Annotated in this window: 23 protein-coding genes; 15 read left to right on the top strand and 8 right to left on the bottom strand. The window is 34.4% G+C overall.

Going from position 1 to position 17,603, the window contains the following annotated elements; translation table 11 throughout:
• Positions 1–233: 233 nt before the first annotated feature.
• Positions 234–1,367, top strand: coding sequence for a 1-acyl-sn-glycerol-3-phosphate acyltransferase (locus BOQ64_RS12155; RefSeq protein WP_129055595.1), 1,134 nt, complete (start codon positions 234–236; stop codon positions 1,365–1,367).
• Between the two features lie 1,099 nt (positions 1,368–2,466).
• On the opposite strand, the gene BOQ64_RS12150 is transcribed toward BOQ64_RS12155, so the two are convergent.
• A complete protein-coding gene (locus tag BOQ64_RS12150) occupies positions 2,467–2,832 on the bottom strand; it encodes a hypothetical protein (RefSeq protein WP_129055593.1) in 366 nt (121 codons plus the stop codon).
• Positions 2,833–2,834: 2 nt separating this feature from the next.
• A complete protein-coding gene (locus BOQ64_RS12145) occupies positions 2,835–3,725 on the bottom strand; it encodes a hypothetical protein (protein ID WP_129055591.1) in 891 nt (296 codons plus the stop codon).
• Positions 3,726–3,806: 81 nt separating this feature from the next.
• On the opposite strand from BOQ64_RS12145, the gene BOQ64_RS12140 reads away from it, so the two are divergent.
• The 4 genes from BOQ64_RS12140 (at position 3,807) to BOQ64_RS12125 (ending at position 6,650) form a co-directional block, all read left to right on the top strand.
• The gene (locus tag BOQ64_RS12140) at positions 3,807–4,655 is read left to right on the top strand and encodes a WG repeat-containing protein (RefSeq protein ID WP_129055589.1); all 849 of its coding nucleotides are present in this window, start codon (positions 3,807–3,809) and stop codon (positions 4,653–4,655) included.
• A 23-nt stretch (positions 4,656–4,678) separates the two neighbouring features.
• The gene (locus BOQ64_RS12135) at positions 4,679–5,110 is read left to right on the top strand and encodes a hypothetical protein (RefSeq protein WP_129055587.1); all 432 of its coding nucleotides are present in this window, start codon (positions 4,679–4,681) and stop codon (positions 5,108–5,110) included.
• A gap of 22 nt (positions 5,111–5,132) precedes the next feature.
• Positions 5,133–5,873, top strand: a complete 741-nt coding sequence (locus BOQ64_RS12130) for a hypothetical protein (RefSeq protein ID WP_129055585.1) — start codon at positions 5,133–5,135, stop codon at positions 5,871–5,873.
• 231 nt (positions 5,874–6,104) lie between these two features.
• On the top strand, positions 6,105–6,650 hold the full coding sequence (locus BOQ64_RS12125) for a hypothetical protein (RefSeq protein WP_129055583.1): 546 nt from the start codon (positions 6,105–6,107) through the stop codon (positions 6,648–6,650).
• A 615-nt stretch (positions 6,651–7,265) separates the two neighbouring features.
• Here the strand turns inward: BOQ64_RS12125 and BOQ64_RS12120 are convergent.
• Positions 7,266–8,753, bottom strand: coding sequence for a serine hydrolase (locus tag BOQ64_RS12120; protein WP_129055582.1), 1,488 nt, complete (start codon positions 8,751–8,753; stop codon positions 7,266–7,268).
• A gap of 87 nt (positions 8,754–8,840) precedes the next feature.
• Positions 8,841–9,425 carry a helix-turn-helix domain-containing protein gene (locus tag BOQ64_RS12115; RefSeq protein ID WP_129055580.1) on the bottom strand — a complete coding sequence of 195 codons (585 nt, stop codon included), beginning with the start codon at positions 9,423–9,425 and terminating at the stop codon, positions 8,841–8,843.
• Between the two features lie 435 nt (positions 9,426–9,860).
• Here BOQ64_RS12115 and BOQ64_RS12110 point away from each other — a divergent pair, with 435 nt between their 5' ends.
• The 10 genes from BOQ64_RS12110 to BOQ64_RS12065 all read left to right on the top strand — a co-directional run bounded on the left by BOQ64_RS12110 (position 9,861) and on the right by BOQ64_RS12065 (position 14,777).
• Positions 9,861–10,076 (top strand): RebB family R body protein, encoded by a 216-nt coding sequence (locus tag BOQ64_RS12110; protein ID WP_129055578.1) that lies wholly within the window; start codon positions 9,861–9,863, stop codon positions 10,074–10,076.
• A gap of 19 nt (positions 10,077–10,095) precedes the next feature.
• Complete coding sequence (locus BOQ64_RS12105; RefSeq protein WP_129059723.1) at positions 10,096–10,584, top strand: hypothetical protein; 489 nt, start codon at positions 10,096–10,098, stop codon at positions 10,582–10,584.
• Positions 10,585–10,720: 136 nt separating this feature from the next.
• Positions 10,721–11,533 carry a hypothetical protein gene (locus tag BOQ64_RS12100; protein ID WP_129055575.1) on the top strand — a complete coding sequence of 271 codons (813 nt, stop codon included), beginning with the start codon at positions 10,721–10,723 and terminating at the stop codon, positions 11,531–11,533.
• Between the two features lie 41 nt (positions 11,534–11,574).
• Entirely contained in the window at positions 11,575–11,949 is a 375-nt protein-coding gene (locus tag BOQ64_RS12095; RefSeq protein WP_129055573.1) for a hypothetical protein, read from the top strand.
• Positions 11,950–11,977: 28 nt separating this feature from the next.
• Positions 11,978–12,229: a hypothetical protein gene (locus tag BOQ64_RS12090; protein WP_129055571.1), complete on the top strand. Its 252-nt coding sequence runs from the start codon at positions 11,978–11,980 to the stop codon at positions 12,227–12,229.
• 263 nt (positions 12,230–12,492) lie between these two features.
• Positions 12,493–12,759 (top strand): RebB family R body protein, encoded by a 267-nt coding sequence (locus BOQ64_RS12085; RefSeq protein ID WP_129055569.1) that lies wholly within the window; start codon positions 12,493–12,495, stop codon positions 12,757–12,759.
• Between the two features lie 78 nt (positions 12,760–12,837).
• Complete coding sequence (locus tag BOQ64_RS12080) at positions 12,838–13,104, top strand: RebB family R body protein (RefSeq protein ID WP_129055567.1); 267 nt, start codon at positions 12,838–12,840, stop codon at positions 13,102–13,104.
• Positions 13,105–13,203: 99 nt separating this feature from the next.
• Positions 13,204–13,470, top strand: coding sequence for a RebB family R body protein (locus BOQ64_RS12075; RefSeq protein WP_054509885.1), 267 nt, complete (start codon positions 13,204–13,206; stop codon positions 13,468–13,470).
• 87 nt (positions 13,471–13,557) lie between these two features.
• Entirely contained in the window at positions 13,558–13,824 is a 267-nt protein-coding gene (locus BOQ64_RS12070) for a RebB family R body protein (protein WP_129055565.1), read from the top strand.
• Between the two features lie 95 nt (positions 13,825–13,919).
• The gene (locus BOQ64_RS12065) at positions 13,920–14,777 is read left to right on the top strand and encodes a hypothetical protein (protein WP_129055563.1); all 858 of its coding nucleotides are present in this window, start codon (positions 13,920–13,922) and stop codon (positions 14,775–14,777) included.
• Between the two features lie 7 nt (positions 14,778–14,784).
• Here BOQ64_RS12065 and BOQ64_RS12060 read toward each other — a convergent pair whose 3' ends face one another.
• The 4 genes from BOQ64_RS12060 to BOQ64_RS12050 all read right to left on the bottom strand — a co-directional run bounded on the left by BOQ64_RS12060 (position 14,785) and on the right by BOQ64_RS12050 (position 17,540).
• Positions 14,785–15,453, bottom strand: coding sequence for a response regulator transcription factor (locus BOQ64_RS12060; protein ID WP_129059722.1), 669 nt, complete (start codon positions 15,451–15,453; stop codon positions 14,785–14,787).
• Between the two features lie 3 nt (positions 15,454–15,456).
• On the bottom strand, positions 15,457–16,221 hold the full coding sequence (locus BOQ64_RS12055; protein ID WP_164975796.1) for a sensor histidine kinase: 765 nt from the start codon (positions 16,219–16,221) through the stop codon (positions 15,457–15,459).
• Positions 16,191–16,559: a hypothetical protein gene (locus tag BOQ64_RS23095; RefSeq protein ID WP_164975795.1), complete on the bottom strand. Its 369-nt coding sequence runs from the start codon at positions 16,557–16,559 to the stop codon at positions 16,191–16,193. Before BOQ64_RS23095 ends, BOQ64_RS12055 begins: the two co-directional genes overlap by 31 nt.
• A 261-nt stretch (positions 16,560–16,820) precedes the next feature.
• Positions 16,821–17,540, bottom strand: a complete 720-nt coding sequence (locus tag BOQ64_RS12050) for a hypothetical protein (protein ID WP_228448341.1) — start codon at positions 17,538–17,540, stop codon at positions 16,821–16,823.
• Positions 17,541–17,603: the final 63 nt, after the last annotated feature.

Raw genomic sequence — 17,603 nt, 5'->3', positions numbered from 1 at the left:
AATCATTAAGAGGATAAGAATGTTAAGAATAGCTTCGACTTAAAGAAAATCTTTGATTTCCATCTTAACTTCCCTTAAACCCTTCATAATCCTTAATGGTTTAAAAAATTTACCCAAGTTCACCAGATGATTTCTCTAAGTTCTACGCCCTTCATAATACTTTAACAACCTTTATACTCCATCCCCAGATAAATTTTCGTTCTTTTGCAAAAAGTTTTAATTTTTACCATAACATGTCGAAGTTTGATGAAATCCGGTATTTTCATGATCATGAAGTGAATGAAAAATTGCAGAGTGTAGCCCGTGATCCGATGATGAAAGCACTGATGACCTTTACTTTTCCCGGTGTGGATGAGCAGGTTTGGCTGGAGCAGTTTAAAAACATTCATTCCATCAGCGATTTTCAGCACCAGTTTGTAGCCTATGCCGTTCGCCAGATTCTTGCCAAGAGTTCTGAAGGATTAACGACTTCAGGTTTCGATAAGCTTGATAAAAATACGTCTTACCTTTATATTTCGAATCACAGAGATATTGTACTGGATACTTCCCTTCTTAACCTTGTTCTTCTGGAAAGTGGCCACATTATGACCGCTTCAGCTATTGGTGACAATCTTGTGAAAAGAAACTTTTTGAATGTACTGGCCAAACTGAACCGAAACTTTTTAGTTCAGAGAGGATTGTCAATTCGTGATCAGCTTAAAAGTTCGCAGACCATGTCTGAGTATATTGATATGCTCTTACACGAAGAAAATCGCTCTGTATGGATTGCCCAGCGTGAAGGCCGTGCTAAAGACGGGAATGATGCCACTCAGCAAGGCGTTTTAAAAATGTTGGCTATGGCAGCCGGAGATCAATCATTAATAGAGTATTTTAAAACATTAAAGATTGTTCCTATTTCCATTTCCTATGAATATGATCCTACAGATTCTTTAAAAATGCCTCAACTGCTGGCACAACATAGGGAAGAGGAATACATTAAAGGGAAAAATGAAGATTTTACCACGATACTGAGTGGAATTATAGGGCAAAAGAAAAGAATTCATATCCATGCCGGTGATGTTATTGATACAGAATTGGATCATATTGCCGCTACCATTGAGAATAAAAACAAGCAGCTACAGGCTATTGTACAGTTGATTGATGATTCTATCATTAAAAATTACAAGCTTTGGCCTACAAAATATATAGCGTATGATCTGATCAACAATACAGACACCTATGCTTCTCAATACACAGAACAGGAAAAACAGCTGTTTATCCGAAGACTAGAAATGCGTATTGATCCTACTGATCCTGTTTCCAAAGAATATTTCATGGCGATGTATGCTAATCCTTTGGTGAATAAATTAAAAGCGGAAGAAAAGTAGTTTCTTTACCCACAGATATTTTTTGGCCACGAATGCACGAATGAATAAAAAATTCGTGAATTCGTGGCTAAAAAATTACGAGATTTTATAAACGCAAAGATTTTATCTTCATTCCGTAAGATTTCAAGGGAGCAAAGAGTGGAATCAATTTCATTGATTCTTATTAAGCATACACATACCATAACGCTTCTTCAGCGACAAATTCGCCATTCTTAGCCTCCTAAAATAAAACATTTGAATCATTAATTCTTTGCGTCAAAAAATTAAACCATTAATAACAGTAAAACGTTTAAGGAAAATTAAGGTCAAACAAATTCGTGCATTAGTGACTAAAAAATTACGAGATTTTATAAACACAAAGGTTTTATCTTCATTCCGTAAGATTTAAAGGGAGCAAAGAGTGGAATCAATTTCATTGATTCTTACTAAGCGTACGTGTAGCCATAAAGCTTCTTCAGCGATAACATCGCCATTCTTAGCCTCCTAAAATAAAACATTTGAATCATTAATTCTTTGCGTCAAAAAATTAAACCATTAATAACAGTAAAACGTTTAAGGAAAATTAAGTTCAAACAAATTCGTGAATTCGTGGCTAAAAAATTACGAGATTTTATAAACGCAAAGATTTTATCTTCATTCCGTAAGATTCCAAGGAAGCAAAGAATGGAATCAATTTCATTGATTCTTACTAAGCGTACGTGTAGCCATAAAGCTTCTTCAGCGACAAAGTCGCCATCCTTAGCCTCCTAAAATAAAACATTAGAATCATTAATTCTTTGCGTCAAAAAATTAAACCATTAATAACAGTAAAACGTTTAAAGAAAATTAAGCTCAAACAAATTCGTGAATTCGTGGCTAAAAATTTAGAGGTTGTATAAACGCAAAGATTTTATCTTCATTCCATAATATTCCAAGGAAGCAAAGAGTGGAATCAATTTCATTGATTCTTATTAAGCATACACCTATCATAACGCTTCTTCAACGACAACGTCGCCATTCTTAGCCTCCTAAAATAAAACATTAGAATCATTAGTTCTTTGTGTCAAGAAAATAGACCATTAAGAAAAACGAAGGATTAAATGAAATTAAGACTCTTCTATTATTGTCTTTTCTGAACACTTACAGACACAACTTTTCCACTGCCATCATATGTAACAACATCTCCTTCACAGCTACTGTTTAAAGTTGAAACGGACCTGTTTTGTAGCTTTCCATCCGTCATAACAGTAAAGACCTGCTTCCCATTAATGATTTGAGTCCTGTTTTCTGACAATATTTTTCCTGCCTTTCCTTTTACAGTCATCTTTGAGTACATTTTTCTTGTATCAGAATCATATTCATAGGTATTGCTGACCGGATTTTCTCCATCATAAATACATTCTTCCTCCACTACCCTTCCGAACTTATCATACTTGTAATAGGTTTCTTTTGTAAGCTTATCCTTTTTATTGAAATCGTATTTCATTTCTACCTGTCCCTTATCATTAAATGAAATTCTTCTCTGAAACCCAAACTGGAATGGATAATAAACTGATCCGGCAGGTATTTAAAATTAAGCTTCATTTCTCTTTTACCATTCTGAGAGTTCACAATAGAATCCAGTAATCCTAATGTATTGAGATAGTACTTCTGTACGCTTTCCAGTCCCTCACGCGAATAAGCATATTCCAACATCCTTCCATTGATATAGGTAACATTGAAAGTATAACTTATATTTTTCTGCTTTGCATCCAAATAAATGATGTTCTGGAAGCGTCCGTTACAATTCCCTCCATCTTCAAAAGAGATTAGCGGATAGTAGGTTGTATTGCTGTGATAAATAATCCGATCCGCATATTTCTGATCCGGGGTAAAAGAAACAGCGTCTATGGAATTCCAGACCTTTGTGGCTTCTTTTTCTACAGCCTTATTTTCTTTTCCTGCCTGCTGTCTTTTTTCCAGGTCTTCGGATAGGTATTTTTTTACCAGCCGTTCGTAATTTTTGGTGTTGTATTTAATGATGGGTTCATTTTCACCATCAAACAAAATCATGGCTGTACGTTTCGGGAAGTTCTGAACATTGACAAACCATGTTGTTCTTCCATTAGAAAACTTAAAAGTCTGAGCATTGGTTCTGGCTACCATTACACTTTCTGTAGCTCCCCCAAACTGTCTGTAGAGACCATCTGCCACTTCTTTATGATTACTGATACGATTTTCTGGAGCCGTAACTTTTTCATTTTCTACAAAAAACAGTGCTTTGGATGGATTTGAAATTCCAAAATCGGCTTTATCTTCCGGAGTGGCCAACCGGACCATTCTTGGGGAACACGAGCAGACCAGCAGAAACAGCATTATCAAAGGGAATATTTTCATCATTATTAATCTTATTTTAAAAATACAAAAAATAGGATGAATAGAATCTCCCAATAATATGTACTTTTAAGAAGCAGTAAAACCATGATGAAAAAAATAATAGTTTCTATACTTGTATCGGTTCCCTATCTTTTGTTCGATGCTCAAAAATACAATGAACTGTATCCCCTGAAAAATGCCAATGGATATATCGGCTATTATCTTTCGGATGGAACCAATGTTATTCCGCCTCAGTTTTGCTCAGCCACATACAATACAGATGGCTATTACCTGGTTTCAAAAGCTGATCATGAATATGATGAGACCGGAAGAAGAAAGGAAGAACATATTCCAGATACGGAAAAGTATGGCATCCTGAACAGCAAAGGCGAATGGATTATAGGCTTGGATAATACTTACAGCTCAATAGGCATATCCGGTGGCTTTATAAAGGTTACGAAAAATGACCTCAACGGGATTGTGAATGACAACAATGAACTATTGATTCCCATAGAATATGAAGAGCTGGATCCGATGTACAGCACACTTATTTCTGCGAAAAAGAATGGTAAAAAAGGAATTATAGATATTCAGAATAAGATACTTGTCCCGTTTCTATATGATGAAATTCATGGGTTCCATTTTATGAATGATAAAAACCAGTTTTATTCTATTGTCAGAATCGGAGATCAGTATGGAGTAGTTGATAAAAGTGGGAAATATATCATTGAACTAATTGATATTGAGCTGATATCAATCACGGATACTACCATTATTATCCGGAAAAATGGTTTATTTGGGTTATCAGATTTTCAGATGAAAACCATTATCCCCTTAGAATATAATGACGCTTATCTTTATGGTCAGGAGCTGTTTTTTCAGAAAGATCATGTTAATTATTACTTCGACCCGGCAGGAAAGCTGTTGAGAAAGGAAAAGGCAGAAACGGATTAAAAAAATGATTTAAATTTAAGTCAATGAAACGCTTTATTTTATTCTTTATGGTCTTAATTTCAGGAATATTCCTGTCATCAGCACAGACTTTAACATCCTCCGAGATCTGGTATACTCTCATGCCTAACAAAATTAATACAGACAGCCTTTTAACAAAGAAAGGATTTAAAATGAAGTATTCTGGCCCTAAAAAGCTGGGTGGCAACCTCGCCTGTTATTTTAATAAAAAATCTGATGAATGGCTATTCATTCATGATAATGAACAATGGCAAACCACCCATGTTTCCTATTTTCTGCCTACTTTAAAGAAATATAAGAACAATCAGAGTGAAAAGAAGTTATCGTTACAAGGTGAAGAGGTTACTCCAATGGGAAAAACCTATCAGGAAAACAAAGTTTATTATCATCTTATTTATACTTTTGAAAAATATAAAGTTCCGCCTGTAACGGAATAAATACAAACTGAATATCACGCAGATGAAATTAACAGCAATCATTATTCTCCTCTCCACAATTGTTTTAAACAGCTGTAAGAAAAGCAATCAAGTTTCCGGAACTTATGTTGCCCAGTCTGTTATGCTTCCAATGTATAATGGTTGTTGTACAGCTACTGAAGTGCTGCAGCTTAATAATGATCATACGTTTACGGCTTATCATCAGGATGACCAGGGCGATTATCTTACTAAGGATTTTACATCGGGAAGTTATGATCTGAAACAGAATATGATCTCTTTTAAGCCCGACTCTTTGAACCAGCATTATGATTATTCAAAGGTAAAATATAAAGTACCACCTACTGATGACCAGGTAAATCTTCTGATTAAACAAGATCAAGAACCCCAAAAGTTCTATAAAATTGATTTTAAAAAAGCAGATTCCCTATATATTCAACGCTATAGCCATACCGACTGGGATCAGGAAAGCATTACTGTAAAAAAGGACGGCGTGGTTCACTACGTCAGACATTCACAGGATAAAAACGGGAGTCCTGTTGATATTTCAAAACATAAGAAACTCACTCAGGACCAATTCCAGCAATATATTGAAACCCTGTCACAGAACAGATTATTTCAGGCATCAACTACCTCTGAAAAATACAGTATTACCTTTTCTTTAGTCTTTAAAAAAGATAATAATATGGTGATTCACGACCAGAATAATATGGATAAAAAATTATATGATTTTTTCTTTGAAACAGTAAGAAACTGGGTACAATAAAAGTAAAACTGTCAATCTGATGGACTAAATATTCCATCCTTCACACCTTCATGATAGAATTTGCAACTTCCTATTAGGCTTTATTTTACAATATCATTTAACAATCAATATTCTAAAAATAGAATTTCGGTGGCTTATTGGACTTCAGCAACTTCCAGCTTCCCTCTCCCCGCTTCCAACCTTTATCTTCATTAAAAGTTAAAATATTATCTTCGTAAAAAATTTGACAATATGAAAAAAATGATATTTCTGGCTTCGGCTGTTCTTGTATTGAATTCATGTGTAGTAAGAACGGCAACCAAAGTGGTGTCCGGAGCTGTAAATATAGGCTATAAAGCAGTAAAAGGAACTGTTAATGGGATTAGCTGGGCGGTAAGCAAAGCAAAAGGGAAAATAGATGAAGACCGTTTAGACGGAACCTGGAAAGTAGTAGGTGTTTATAAAGGTTCTTTCGAAGATTTCACCAAAGATCAGAATCCTGAAAGTACATTTTCTTCAGATTGTACAGAAGGTTTTGATCAAATGATTTTTAAAGCTAATAAATCAAAATTCAAACCGGTACATTGCAGTTCTGATAAAGAAGATTGGGTAAAATACTCGTTGGAGTTTGGGAAAAATCCTATCACCAAGGAAAAGGAAAACTATATTGAATACAATTCCAATAATTATATTTCGGTGATTGATGTGAACAGTAAAACAATGGTCCTGGAAGGTAACCTGATGCCTAAGCTGGCGTTCTCCGGTGCCAAATTATATCTTTTGGAAAAAGTAAAATAAAATGATAAAGCCTGTCTCTCATTTTGAAGACAGGCTTCTTATTTATGGTAAGGATATTAGTTACTTATTATCATTTTATTTCCCACGGATTTCACAAATTACACAGAGGATTGAAAACATGATAATCCTTTTAAAACGCAAAGGATTAAATTCAATACTTTATCGTTGTAAGAAAGCTAAGAGATAATCGATTAAAAATCAATCCTGATGAAGCAGATACATAACCAGGCAGCTTCATAAAGCAACTTGTTGCTCACTTTACTTTCTTAAAATTCAACATTCAAAAAAATAAAAACTTTGCGTTTTAAATTTATCTCCCGCAGATTTCACGAATTACACAGAGGATTGAAAACATGATAATGCTTTTAAAACGCAAAGGATTAAATTCAATACTTTATAGTTGAAAGGAAGCTAAGAGATAATCGATTAAAAATCGATTCTGATGAAGCAGATGCATAGCCAGACAGCTTCATAAAGCAACTTGTTGCTTACTTTGCTTCCTTGAAATTCAACATTTAGAAAATAAAACTTTGCGTTTTAAATTTATCTCCCGCAGATTTCGCGAATCAGGCAAATCTAAAAAATCTGCGTAATCTGTGTGATCTGCGAGAAAGCTTATCTATTTTCTATATCAACAATTCTCCTTCCTTCTTCACCCAGATAATGAAGAACCAGCTTTTCATAGACCTTATAGCCATTATCTGCATTGGTAAAGATCAGAAGCCCTTTTCCTGATTTTGGCAGCACAAAAGCAATACACCTTGTGCCCTGATCTGCTCCACCATGCGATAATGCATATTCACCCTCACCCAGATCATAGATTTCTAAACCTAATCCGAAATATTTATTTTCTTTAGTTTTCACCTGCTTTTTTATCATTTCCTGGAAAACTTCCGGCTTTAGATTCTTCCCGGTCATCAAACTAACCATGAACTTCCCGTAATCTTCTATCGTTGTATGCAGATCATCAGCGGCATTGGCAGTAGTATTTTTTTCTATTGGATAGGGTTTTCCTTCTTCATTATATCCTATTGCAAATCTGGATTCATCAATATTCTGATCCCAGATATAGTTGCTATCTTTCATTTGAAGCGGTTGAAAAATCAGTTCCTGGGCAAGTTGATCCAGTGTTTTTTTGAATTTCTTTTCCAAAGCTTTTCGCAGGTATTCAAATCCTTCTCCTGAATATTGATATTGAGTTCCCGGGTCAAACTGAAAATTGAGTTTTTTATCGGCATTCATCCATCTCCAGTTAGGCAATCCTGTTTGATGGGAAAGAATAAGTCTGGTTGTAAGTTTCTTATGTCTTGGATCATTGGCAATATCAGGATCTGTCCAATAAGCATCCTGAGATTCATCCAGTTTCCATTTTCCAAGGCTTATCAGACGTAATGCCACCATTGCTGTAACCGGTTTGGTAAGAGAAGCTACATTAAAATAGGTATTATACGGTGCTGGACTTCCTTTTTTAATATCACCAAAGACTTTGACTTGTTTTAACACTCCATCTTCAATAATTCCCAGTCCGAGAGTTGGAATTTTATTTTCCTTCAGCCAATTCTCTATTTCCTGATCGTTATTAAAAACAGTTTCCTGATTGATTGTTTCTTTGGCATGATGATCAAAACTCAGCGACCTTGCTAATTTCCAGTCTCCATTTTCCAATAGCCAAAAATTCGTAAACTTAGCTTCACCGACTAATTTTTCTTCCCGGCTGCCTTCTTTTTCATAAAACAGATGTTCCCCATTCTGAACAGCAGCATACACTTTTCCATCTTTAAACATCGGGTAAATCTGAGTGCTTTTATCTACCAAAACTCTTTTGGAACGATAAACATCAGGAGCTTTACACAGACCGTTTTTAAAATCAGTCATGAATTTCTTTTTATCTGAAAAACCACCTTTGTCATGATAAAATTCAAGATGATCACTCAATACAGCTTCTGTCTGCTGACTGTTACAAGTATTAAACCCTACTGAAAAAAGAAGGCTGTCTTTTGACATAATTGCCCTGTAAAGAGAATCTGTTTTGGACAGTTGAGCCTGAATAGTATTAAAAAACAGAAAGAAAAAAAGAAGTGCAAATGAAGCGGTCTTTGTCATGATTAAATTTTTGACAAAGATTAGATTTTCATCTGTTTTATTCCTAAAAATGAACCCGACAAAAACCCGACAAAGTTCTGATAGGGTTTATATCATATTGAAATTCAGCTTAAAATACAATTTCTTATTCTTATCAATCTCTGCAGCATTGCGAAGAATAAGAAAGATATTGGAGAGTACAATTGTAATCATAAGAACCAGAGTAAACTGTCTTCCGAGCTTTAAAAAGATTCCCAACATGAATACAATAGGTGCCATCACCGTCCATATTATCTGAACTGAAATAATTTCTCTCACCAGTCTGTTTCTCTGTTTCATGGTAAACATCAGAATAAGGGGAACTAAAATATTTAAAGGGGGCAATAAAGTAAATAACAAAGAAGAAAGATTGATGATTTTGATCAGCGAATAATTACCCTCTGGCTTCTGTTCTTCATTCACTTCCGGAATTATTTCATGGATTATCTCCTCTTCTGCCTCAGGAATTATAATGGTATCCTGCAATGAAGCTTCTTCTATCTCTAATGCTTTAGCCAATGCCCTTAAGGTATGTCCTTTCGGTTCTGTACCTGCTTCGATCCTTTGAATAGTTCTTACAGAAATTCTGGATTTCTCTGAAAGCTCTTCCTGGGTGAGGTTCTTCTGTTCTCTTGCAGCTCTTAATTTAGACATGGGTTATGTAGAAAGAATTGGTTTTGATTGTATGGGCTAATTTACATTTTTTTTACAGGGATAACAAAAGACTATTTCAACCACCATGTTCTATAAAGACCTGTCTTAAATATTATTTAAAAATCTATTTATATTTCTTATAAAGTTGATACGGCCTTCATAATTTATACTTGTATGTTAACCTTATTCCTCGCATTTATCTTTATGGTAACCTTTCATCAATTCACAAATAGGAGAATTCCCTTAATTTTTAAAATTCAGTTTTTTCCCTTACGGTTGATTTATTTTAATTAGAGAAATTTGTATTAGACAAAAGGGAAAAAACAATCTCATATTCACAGTTATCCAACTTCACAGTAAGAATTGGGGCATGAGAAAAAGTTTTGAAAAAAGAGTCTTAAAGTTAAAATAATAATAACCATTTAAATAAAGTATATGTCAGATAAAGTAAACAGCCAGACTACAGATGCGGTAACACAAACCAATGTGACAGTGCTTGGAGAATCACCCGCTCAGGCCATGAGTATGCTCTATCAGATGGCAAGCCATGCAAGTGGAATTTCCATCCAGAATTCAGTAACCAATCAACAGAATCTGAACCAGTTAAATCCTGTAATTATTGCTGATGCCATTAAAATATTAAAAGGATAATTCCAAAAAATGAAAGGATATGGATACAACCCAAAATACAGATGTACAGACTAATACCCCTTTTGAGGAATCTGTAGTCTTTGTAAACAGTGAGGTATTGACTCCACCAACGGCTACCCCAATGACAGGAGCTTCAAAGATTATGACAGATCAGGCTACCGGAATGATGATGCAGGATCTTCAATCTTTCCTGAAGGGATTTGAGCAACTAAGCTTAATTGCAGTCAGCAGGCTGGCTAATAATATGTTAACTTATGGAAAATATTACCACGACCCCGATGCTACCCATAAAGAGAAATCTTCTGAAAATGATTTTCAAGATGTTGGAAAGGGAAATGAAGTTATGAAAGATCTTTTCAAAATCATCAGTGATTATGCTGAAGTGAAAACTAAAATAACTACTCTTAGCATTCCTGCTCCCTTACCTGTTGCCAGCAATAATACAACCCCATCTTCCCCAGCTGTTTCAATGATCTTTCAGAAGAAGATCCTCAAAAAAAAAATCTAAACTCTGATATAAAAAATGAGGAGCCTGAAAAACCAATTTATAATGAACCTGAATTTCCCACCGGAGAAAGTAAAGCTCCTGAAATTAAGAAAAATCTGATATCAAAGCTATTCAATACAATTAAAATTAATACGATATGAATTATTCAAATGACAGCAAACCTGCTCAAATATTCAATTTAAGATCATTAGAAGAGCTCAATGAAAGTTTTTACCTCCAAAGGGATAACGATACAGCTTACTTTAGTATAAAAAAGCCTGAGAATAACATCAACCGAGTGGTATTCAATCTTCAAACCTCTGATATTAATGTCACTCCTACAATACGACTTGTAAATTGTGTCAACAAAAATAAAAAATACCCGCTTTACCAGTCATTTGCTATAGAAACAAAAGATAAATCAACAGGTATAGCAATTATCATGATTAAGCTGGATGACCAGAAAACATTCTATTGTAATATGAGAATTCTGCCACTCAATACTTTGAATGATGTAGCCGACAAAGAAGCAGATTCTCCACTCCTTACCGTCAATCTTGAAAAAGCGAATTATCTTTTAAAAACTGATATTACGATTAACCCATCCAATACAGGGGAGGCTTTGTATTCTACACATGAAGTAGATGTAAATGCTATTTCAGACCTCATTACCTCAGCAGAAATGATAGAGTTAAAAAGGGAACTGGAGTTCCAGGGAGCAAAACTCATTGCTCATTATTGCCAGGAAATTATTGATATTGTGATCAATGAAAACTCTACAAGCAACAATACAATTCCGATGCTTTCTGAAGATTATGTATTGCAGTTACCCCTTAATTCACTAAAAGAGTTGCTTTCTGCCAATGTTATTTCAGGAAATATTGCTCTTGAAATTGTAGGTAGCAATGTTATCAGAAATCTGAATAAAGACTGGATAGGAGCAAGTTCTTTTATAGACTATCTTCTTTAGCAGATCTACAAGAATTCTATTATTAATCATAAAAAATTAAGATGATGAGTACAGACGATGAATCAAGTAAGCTTCAGGCTGAGGCACAGGCTTCCAATTCTGATGCAGATCAACAAAATCAGGTACCTTTTCCGGATATTCTTTCCCGCGAAGATGAAATTATTCAGTACATCAAAGATAAAGCCACTAAAGAGACTCTCAAATCCCTTGCACCACTGCTTGAGAAACTGGAAGAAGCCGTAAAACAGCAACAGCAGATAACCCCATCACAGCCTTCTACCACATCTGTTATCAATTATGATGAACAACTGAAGAATCTACAGGAGATTTCGAAGGAAAAAGTGAAAGCACAGGAAATAAAAGTTGCTGAAAGGCTGAGCAAATTACAAGCAAAGTTGGCCAACATTCGTAAATGAGTATAATAACCTCAAAAACCAGATATTTATGGAACCCAATCAAAATGAAATCAACAACACAGGTGTTATAACCATGTCATCAACAGTACCTTCTGCTATTTCTATGCAAGTAAATGCACATTCTGTCGGAATCATGTATGAACAGACAGTACTGAATCAACAAAAAGATTTTCAAATCAGTACAGGTAATGCTGTTGCAGGTTTAAAAAAACTGGCAGAGAAAAGATTAAGATATAAAGAAACTGTAGCTTTTAGAAAAAGCAGGTTTGATATTCTATAAAAAAACAACCCTTAAAATATAATATATGGATGTGGTTCTACTCTAAAACCAGATACAATCTATATACATGGTTTTTTAGTCACACTTATTTCACTTTTAGCCTTAACCTGGAGAAATAGAACTTGCCAATATTTTATAAGCCCAAAATAAATTACGCTTATCTATTTCTGGTACAACCACATCCTTTTCTTAAACACCATAACACAAAATAAAGATCAACATATTTATTAACCGAGATATAATCTCATAAAAAACTAAAAATTATGTCACAAACAGTTAACCAGCAAATCACTGATGCTGTAACACAATCTAACGTAAAGGTAGTAGGAGAAGCTCCCGCAATAGCCTTAGGAAATGTATACCAATCTGCAGCCCATTCCACAGGAATTATGTTTGAAAATGCAGTAAATGCTCAAAATCAGCAGAACATATTGGGACAGGCAGCCACTACCCAGGGAATCATGCAGATTTACAGCATGGATACCGTAGCAGATGCTATTTCCATTGCTAAAATGCTAAGTGCTTCTTAATAGAAATACTTTCATTACAAAAAAAGGGTGACCAGAAAGCCTGGCCATCTATCCATCAAATCATAAAAAATTAAAATCATGGCACAAACAGTCAACGAACAAATCACAGATGCAGTTACCCAATCCAATGTAAAAGTTGTTGCAGAAGCACCAGCAATGGCTTTAGGGAATGTTTATCAATCCGCAGCCCATTCCACAGGAATTATGTTTGAAAATGCAGTAAATGCTCAAAATCAACAAAATATCTTAGGGCAGGCAGCTACTACTCAGGGAGTGATGCAGATCTATAGCATTGATACCGTATCCGATGCGATTGCGATTGCAAAAATGCTCAGCGCTTCATAATCAGTATTGAGAACAAAAACAAAGAATTACAATCGGGTAATCACCCGATTGTTTTTTAACCAATCAATTACGTTAATATAAATTAAAAAATCTTACACCATGGCACAAACAGTTAATGAACAAATTACAGATGCAGTTACTCAGTCTAATGTAAAAGTGGTAGGAGAAGCTCCTGCAATGGCTTTAGGAAATGTTTATCAATCCGCCGCTCACTCTACAGGAATTATGTTTGAAAATGCAGTAAATGCTCAAAATCAACAAAATATTTTAGGACAGGCAGCCACTACCCAAGGAGTGATGCAAATCTATAGCATTGACACTATTGCAGATGCAATTTCAATTGCTAAAATGTTAGGAGCATCTTAACCCAGTTCCGGGATTATTTTGAAAAATAAAGCAGCACCTTATTGATAAAAGTATTAACGGGAGAAATCCCTCAAAAAAATTAATAACATGGCACAAACAGTTAACCAACAAATCACAGATGCAGTGACGCAAGCTAATGTAAAAGTAGTAGCAGAGTCACCAGCAATGGCTTTAGGGAATGTTTATCAATCCGCAGCCCATTCTACAGGAATTATGTTTGAAAATGCAGTAAATGCACAAAATCAACAAAATATTTTAGGACAGGCAGCCACTACCCAGGGAGTGATGCAGATCTACAGCATTGATACCGTATCCGATGCGATTGCGATTGCAAAAATGCTTAGTGCTTCTTAATGTTTTTTTTAAGTTTTTCAATGGGAGAATACATTAGGGTTCTCCCTCTTTTTCTTTCAGATTAACCAATACGTTCATCTCTAAAAAATTATCATATGTTTCGTTATATTATTTCAAAGCAATCTTCCTTTATACCTCGCGTCGGTACTACTCATAGATCTCTTTTCATAACAAGAGGTTTTTCCACAGGAATCCAGCCGCCTGAAGACAAAGAAAAAGATATTCGTCCTAATCTTTTTCCGGAGCAGAATAAGAAAATGCTTACTGATTTAATTCCAAAAAAAAATCAATTCTTCATTTCTGACCATAAAAAAGCATCGTATGAAAAAATTAATGATCAATCCAGCTCAGCCTATTCACAAAAAAAAATGTTCAAGAGTCTGTTACAGGATCTACTTCATATTATTTTACATTACATAATCCATGATAAAGAAGAGGAAAGAGGTTTTATTGTAGCCCGATGGATTCGCCATATATGGATGGTAATGGATTGTAAAATTGATGCTCAGGAACATGAATATGAATTTACTTTACTGGTTGGAAGTGTAACCGAAATAATCACAGAAAAAAATGTCTTTAATTTTTTTGCAGAAGAAGAAAGCGTAGGTGCTACTGTCCCATTAGCCTTCAAAGGAAAAGATAATGTATTTTTTGCAAACAGGGAACACGGTGGAATTGCCAATGCTTTTATTCTGGGAAAGGTAAAAACGGAAAATTATTCAGAATCATTCACTATTGTAAATACCACTCAAAGTGGTCATTTATTGCATGATCCTGACAATCCAGGTACAGTTACCATCAATATATTCAGAAAAGAAGATAAAATCTATGTTAAAGTAAAAGGAGTAGGAACAGGAAATTTCGCTATGGCAAATAATATATTGGGAAAATTTGTCTTCCAAAATTTAATAGAGCATGGAATTAATAAGTTTTTAAGAAAAAATAAGCTCTAAAAATAATTTATTTATCCAGCAAAACAATCTCGGCAGCATCCACAATATTATTCTGAACAGCATAAATGACCAGCCCTGCCATATTTTTCACATTAATTTTGATCATCAGATTCGTCTTATGTGTTTCTACCGTTTTAGGAGAAATAAAAAGATTATCAGCAATTTCCCTGGTGCTTTGCTGCTGACAGATCAACCTGATAATTTCCACTTCCCTTTCTGTAAGATCATCCTTTGAATAAGCATGAAACTGGGGAAGTTTATTAGACAGCTGGCCTCTCATCACATCAATCTGCTCACTGGAAAAATAATGTCCATTATGATATACAGTATGAATGACAACAGACAGCTCTTCCAGTTCAATTTCTTTTGGCAAAAAAGCATGAGCTCCCATTTTCAGCATCTGCCCCATAAAAGAACGCCTGTAAAAACTTGAAAGCACAATGGTTTTGATCTCATCCTGAAATGAAGGTAATGCTGATAAAACCTCCAAACCATCTCCATCGTTCATTCTCAAATCCAAAATAAGAACATCTAAGAAAACACTAGCTTCCTGAAGAAATGTATTACCGCTTTTTGAAGTGAGTACCACCTCGTAATGGGCATTATTCTCAAGATAATTTTTTAAAAGCTGTACAAAAAGTAAATCATCATCTACTATTCCTATCTTAATTTTCATGGGCTATATTTTAGTGTTGTTTAACGTTAAAAAAACAATACATCTTGTTCCTTTTTCTGGTTTAGTTTTAAATTTATAAACCGCATTAATCTTTCTGCTTCGCGATTGTATATTTTTCATGCCAATTCCTTTGTTATATTTTTCCATTGGAAATCCACGTCCATTATCTTTTACAACCAGACTCAGATATTTCACTGAAACTCTCAGAAGAACTGTAATTTCAGTAGCAAAAGCATGCTTAAGGATATTAGTAATCAACTCCTGTACAATTCTGAAAAGATTCAGTTTAATTGTACCGCTGATTAAAATATCCTGTTCTGTATGATTAACATACAAAACCTCAACCTCTTTACTGATCTGCACCAGATAATCGGAAATAAAATCAGACAGTTCTATTCCGTTCAGATCCGGGGGAGTAAGGTTATGAGATAACTCCCTTACCAACTGCATGGATCTTTTTAAATCAGAATTCAATTCTTTGCCATTTCTAGTATTAATATTCAACCGGATTATATTCAACTGGGAGATTATATTATCATGAAGCTCTTCTGATAGCCTTTCTCTATCCCTTTCCTGTAAATAATGAATACTTTCCCAACATTCAGTTTCTGCATTCCGAACCAACTGTATCATTTTTCTTTTATTCTTTCTAATCTGCTCAAAATAATGTGTAACCAATAAAATAATAAAGGCTGTAGTTAAGAATAAGATTCCAATACCAATCCATATCCATGATACTATGGTACTTTCATTTTCCGGGTATAGCATCCAAGATTGATAAAAGAAATGTAAAAAGAAAGCAGCAAAATCCCTCTGAATAACCAAATGGGAGCAACCCATTTAAGATAATTATTGATCAGAAAGTTAAATGTTGTAGAAATCAGGCATTCAACAGAAAAAAATAGAAAGACCAGGATATTAGTCACAAATAATATTTTATGAGTATTTCCTTTTTTAAGAATATACAGAAAATAATAGGCCGCAAAACTGCACAGGATAATACTCATCACCACATTGGAATAAAAAGTAGCTGAATGAATATTCTGCATATACATAAGGTTGAATACCAACAATACAACAGCAAAAATACTGATCACTAACTTCAATAGCTTTCCTATTGAAAAAAATACCGATCATAAATGGCCGTGATCATCAGTAAACCAAAAAACTGGCTTAGTGGATAATTAAAAATATTGATGGTATGCAAATCCAGAACACGGTCTACAAAATCGGATAGCTCCAACAGAAGTTCCCCGAAAAAAAATACCACTAGTAATACATTTGATCTTATATCTTTTGTTAACAGTATAACCCAACCGGTAAGTAAGGTCAAATTGATAACAAATTGCAAATAAAATGACAAAGTATTATATGTAAGCATTGCTTTTCTGTAAAAGTTGATATTCAATAGAATCATTGGTAAATGGTGGCCTAGGCGTGGAATAGTCTTCAGCAAACTGACTCATCTGCCCTATTCCTATATCCTTTACTGTAATAATTTCTATATGATAATCAGAAATTGGTGTATTATTGAGAACTTTATTGGTTAAACCCAAAAAACACACACAGGATTCTCCTTTCTTAAGATCAAGTTTATCATAATCACTAAAGGGGATCTTAATCAACTGAAAAAAATCACCTCCTTTTTGAGCATCTACCCAGTCACTGCAATACATATTAAATGTAAAATTTCTGCTGATTGCTGATTCAGAACTAATAGGGGGATAGGAAGTAACTATCGGAACTTTCTCTATGGTAATATCCGGAGATCTATGAGAAAACTGTTTCACAAAAATATGCTCAAAATCGGCATACAGATCACTGCAGGAATCAATCAGAAAAAACTTAAGCTGATCTTCATCTATTCCCACATAAGCATGGATGGCCTTTCTTTCATCTTCTGTATCTTTCAGAAGTTTTTTCCATTCTTCAATATCAGATTCATCAACGGAAAAATGAGTTCCCTGATTCAGATATTTCATAATTTCGCTCTTACTGTCTTTATTTCCGCTCATATAAGCATCAATTAAAGTTTTCCACTTTCTTAAGGCATGATAAATATCTTCAATAGTCATAACATTAATCATTTGTAAATAGTAAATGTTTTATTTTCTGAAATTTACAAAAAAAAGTATTTACATTTGTTTTTA

The sequence above is a fragment of the Chryseobacterium sp. CH25 genome (assembly GCF_004119455.1).
Classification (GTDB): domain Bacteria; phylum Bacteroidota; class Bacteroidia; order Flavobacteriales; family Weeksellaceae; genus Chryseobacterium.
This window is presented reverse-complemented; position numbering and strand designations above follow the sequence as displayed.

Excerpts from the sequence above, each read along its gene's own strand:
- BOQ64_RS12065 (WP_129055563.1), top strand. The coding sequence starts at position 13,920 with ATGTTTCGTTATATTATTTCAAAGCAATCTTCCTTTATACCTCGCGTC.
- BOQ64_RS12075 (WP_054509885.1), top strand. The coding sequence starts at position 13,204 with ATGGCACAAACAGTTAATGAACAAATTACAGATGCAGTTACTCAGTCT.
- BOQ64_RS12130 (WP_129055585.1), top strand. The coding sequence starts at position 5,133 with ATGAAATTAACAGCAATCATTATTCTCCTCTCCACAATTGTTTTAAAC.
- BOQ64_RS12115 (WP_129055580.1), bottom strand. The coding sequence starts at position 9,425 with ATGTCTAAATTAAGAGCTGCAAGAGAACAGAAGAACCTCACCCAGGAA.
- BOQ64_RS12125 (WP_129055583.1), top strand. The coding sequence starts at position 6,105 with ATGAAAAAAATGATATTTCTGGCTTCGGCTGTTCTTGTATTGAATTCA.
- BOQ64_RS12055 (WP_164975796.1), bottom strand. The coding sequence starts at position 16,221 with ATGCTATACCCGGAAAATGAAAGTACCATAGTATCATGGATATGGATT.
- BOQ64_RS12080 (WP_129055567.1), top strand. The coding sequence starts at position 12,838 with ATGGCACAAACAGTCAACGAACAAATCACAGATGCAGTTACCCAATCC.
- BOQ64_RS12135 (WP_129055587.1), top strand. The coding sequence starts at position 4,679 with ATGAAACGCTTTATTTTATTCTTTATGGTCTTAATTTCAGGAATATTC.
- BOQ64_RS12050 (WP_228448341.1), bottom strand. The coding sequence starts at position 17,540 with ATGATTAATGTTATGACTATTGAAGATATTTATCATGCCTTAAGAAAG.
- BOQ64_RS12085 (WP_129055569.1), top strand. The coding sequence starts at position 12,493 with ATGTCACAAACAGTTAACCAGCAAATCACTGATGCTGTAACACAATCT.
- BOQ64_RS12150 (WP_129055593.1), bottom strand. The coding sequence starts at position 2,832 with ATGAAATACGATTTCAATAAAAAGGATAAGCTTACAAAAGAAACCTAT.
- BOQ64_RS12155 (WP_129055595.1), top strand. The coding sequence starts at position 234 with ATGTCGAAGTTTGATGAAATCCGGTATTTTCATGATCATGAAGTGAAT.
- BOQ64_RS12140 (WP_129055589.1), top strand. The coding sequence starts at position 3,807 with ATGATGAAAAAAATAATAGTTTCTATACTTGTATCGGTTCCCTATCTT.
- BOQ64_RS12100 (WP_129055575.1), top strand. The coding sequence starts at position 10,721 with ATGAATTATTCAAATGACAGCAAACCTGCTCAAATATTCAATTTAAGA.
- BOQ64_RS12105 (WP_129059723.1), top strand. The coding sequence starts at position 10,096 with ATGGATACAACCCAAAATACAGATGTACAGACTAATACCCCTTTTGAG.
- BOQ64_RS12145 (WP_129055591.1), bottom strand. The coding sequence starts at position 3,725 with ATGATGAAAATATTCCCTTTGATAATGCTGTTTCTGCTGGTCTGCTCG.
- BOQ64_RS12120 (WP_129055582.1), bottom strand. The coding sequence starts at position 8,753 with ATGACAAAGACCGCTTCATTTGCACTTCTTTTTTTCTTTCTGTTTTTT.
- BOQ64_RS12060 (WP_129059722.1), bottom strand. The coding sequence starts at position 15,453 with ATGAAAATTAAGATAGGAATAGTAGATGATGATTTACTTTTTGTACAG.
- BOQ64_RS12095 (WP_129055573.1), top strand. The coding sequence starts at position 11,575 with ATGATGAGTACAGACGATGAATCAAGTAAGCTTCAGGCTGAGGCACAG.
- BOQ64_RS12070 (WP_129055565.1), top strand. The coding sequence starts at position 13,558 with ATGGCACAAACAGTTAACCAACAAATCACAGATGCAGTGACGCAAGCT.
- BOQ64_RS12090 (WP_129055571.1), top strand. The coding sequence starts at position 11,978 with ATGGAACCCAATCAAAATGAAATCAACAACACAGGTGTTATAACCATG.
- BOQ64_RS12110 (WP_129055578.1), top strand. The coding sequence starts at position 9,861 with ATGTCAGATAAAGTAAACAGCCAGACTACAGATGCGGTAACACAAACC.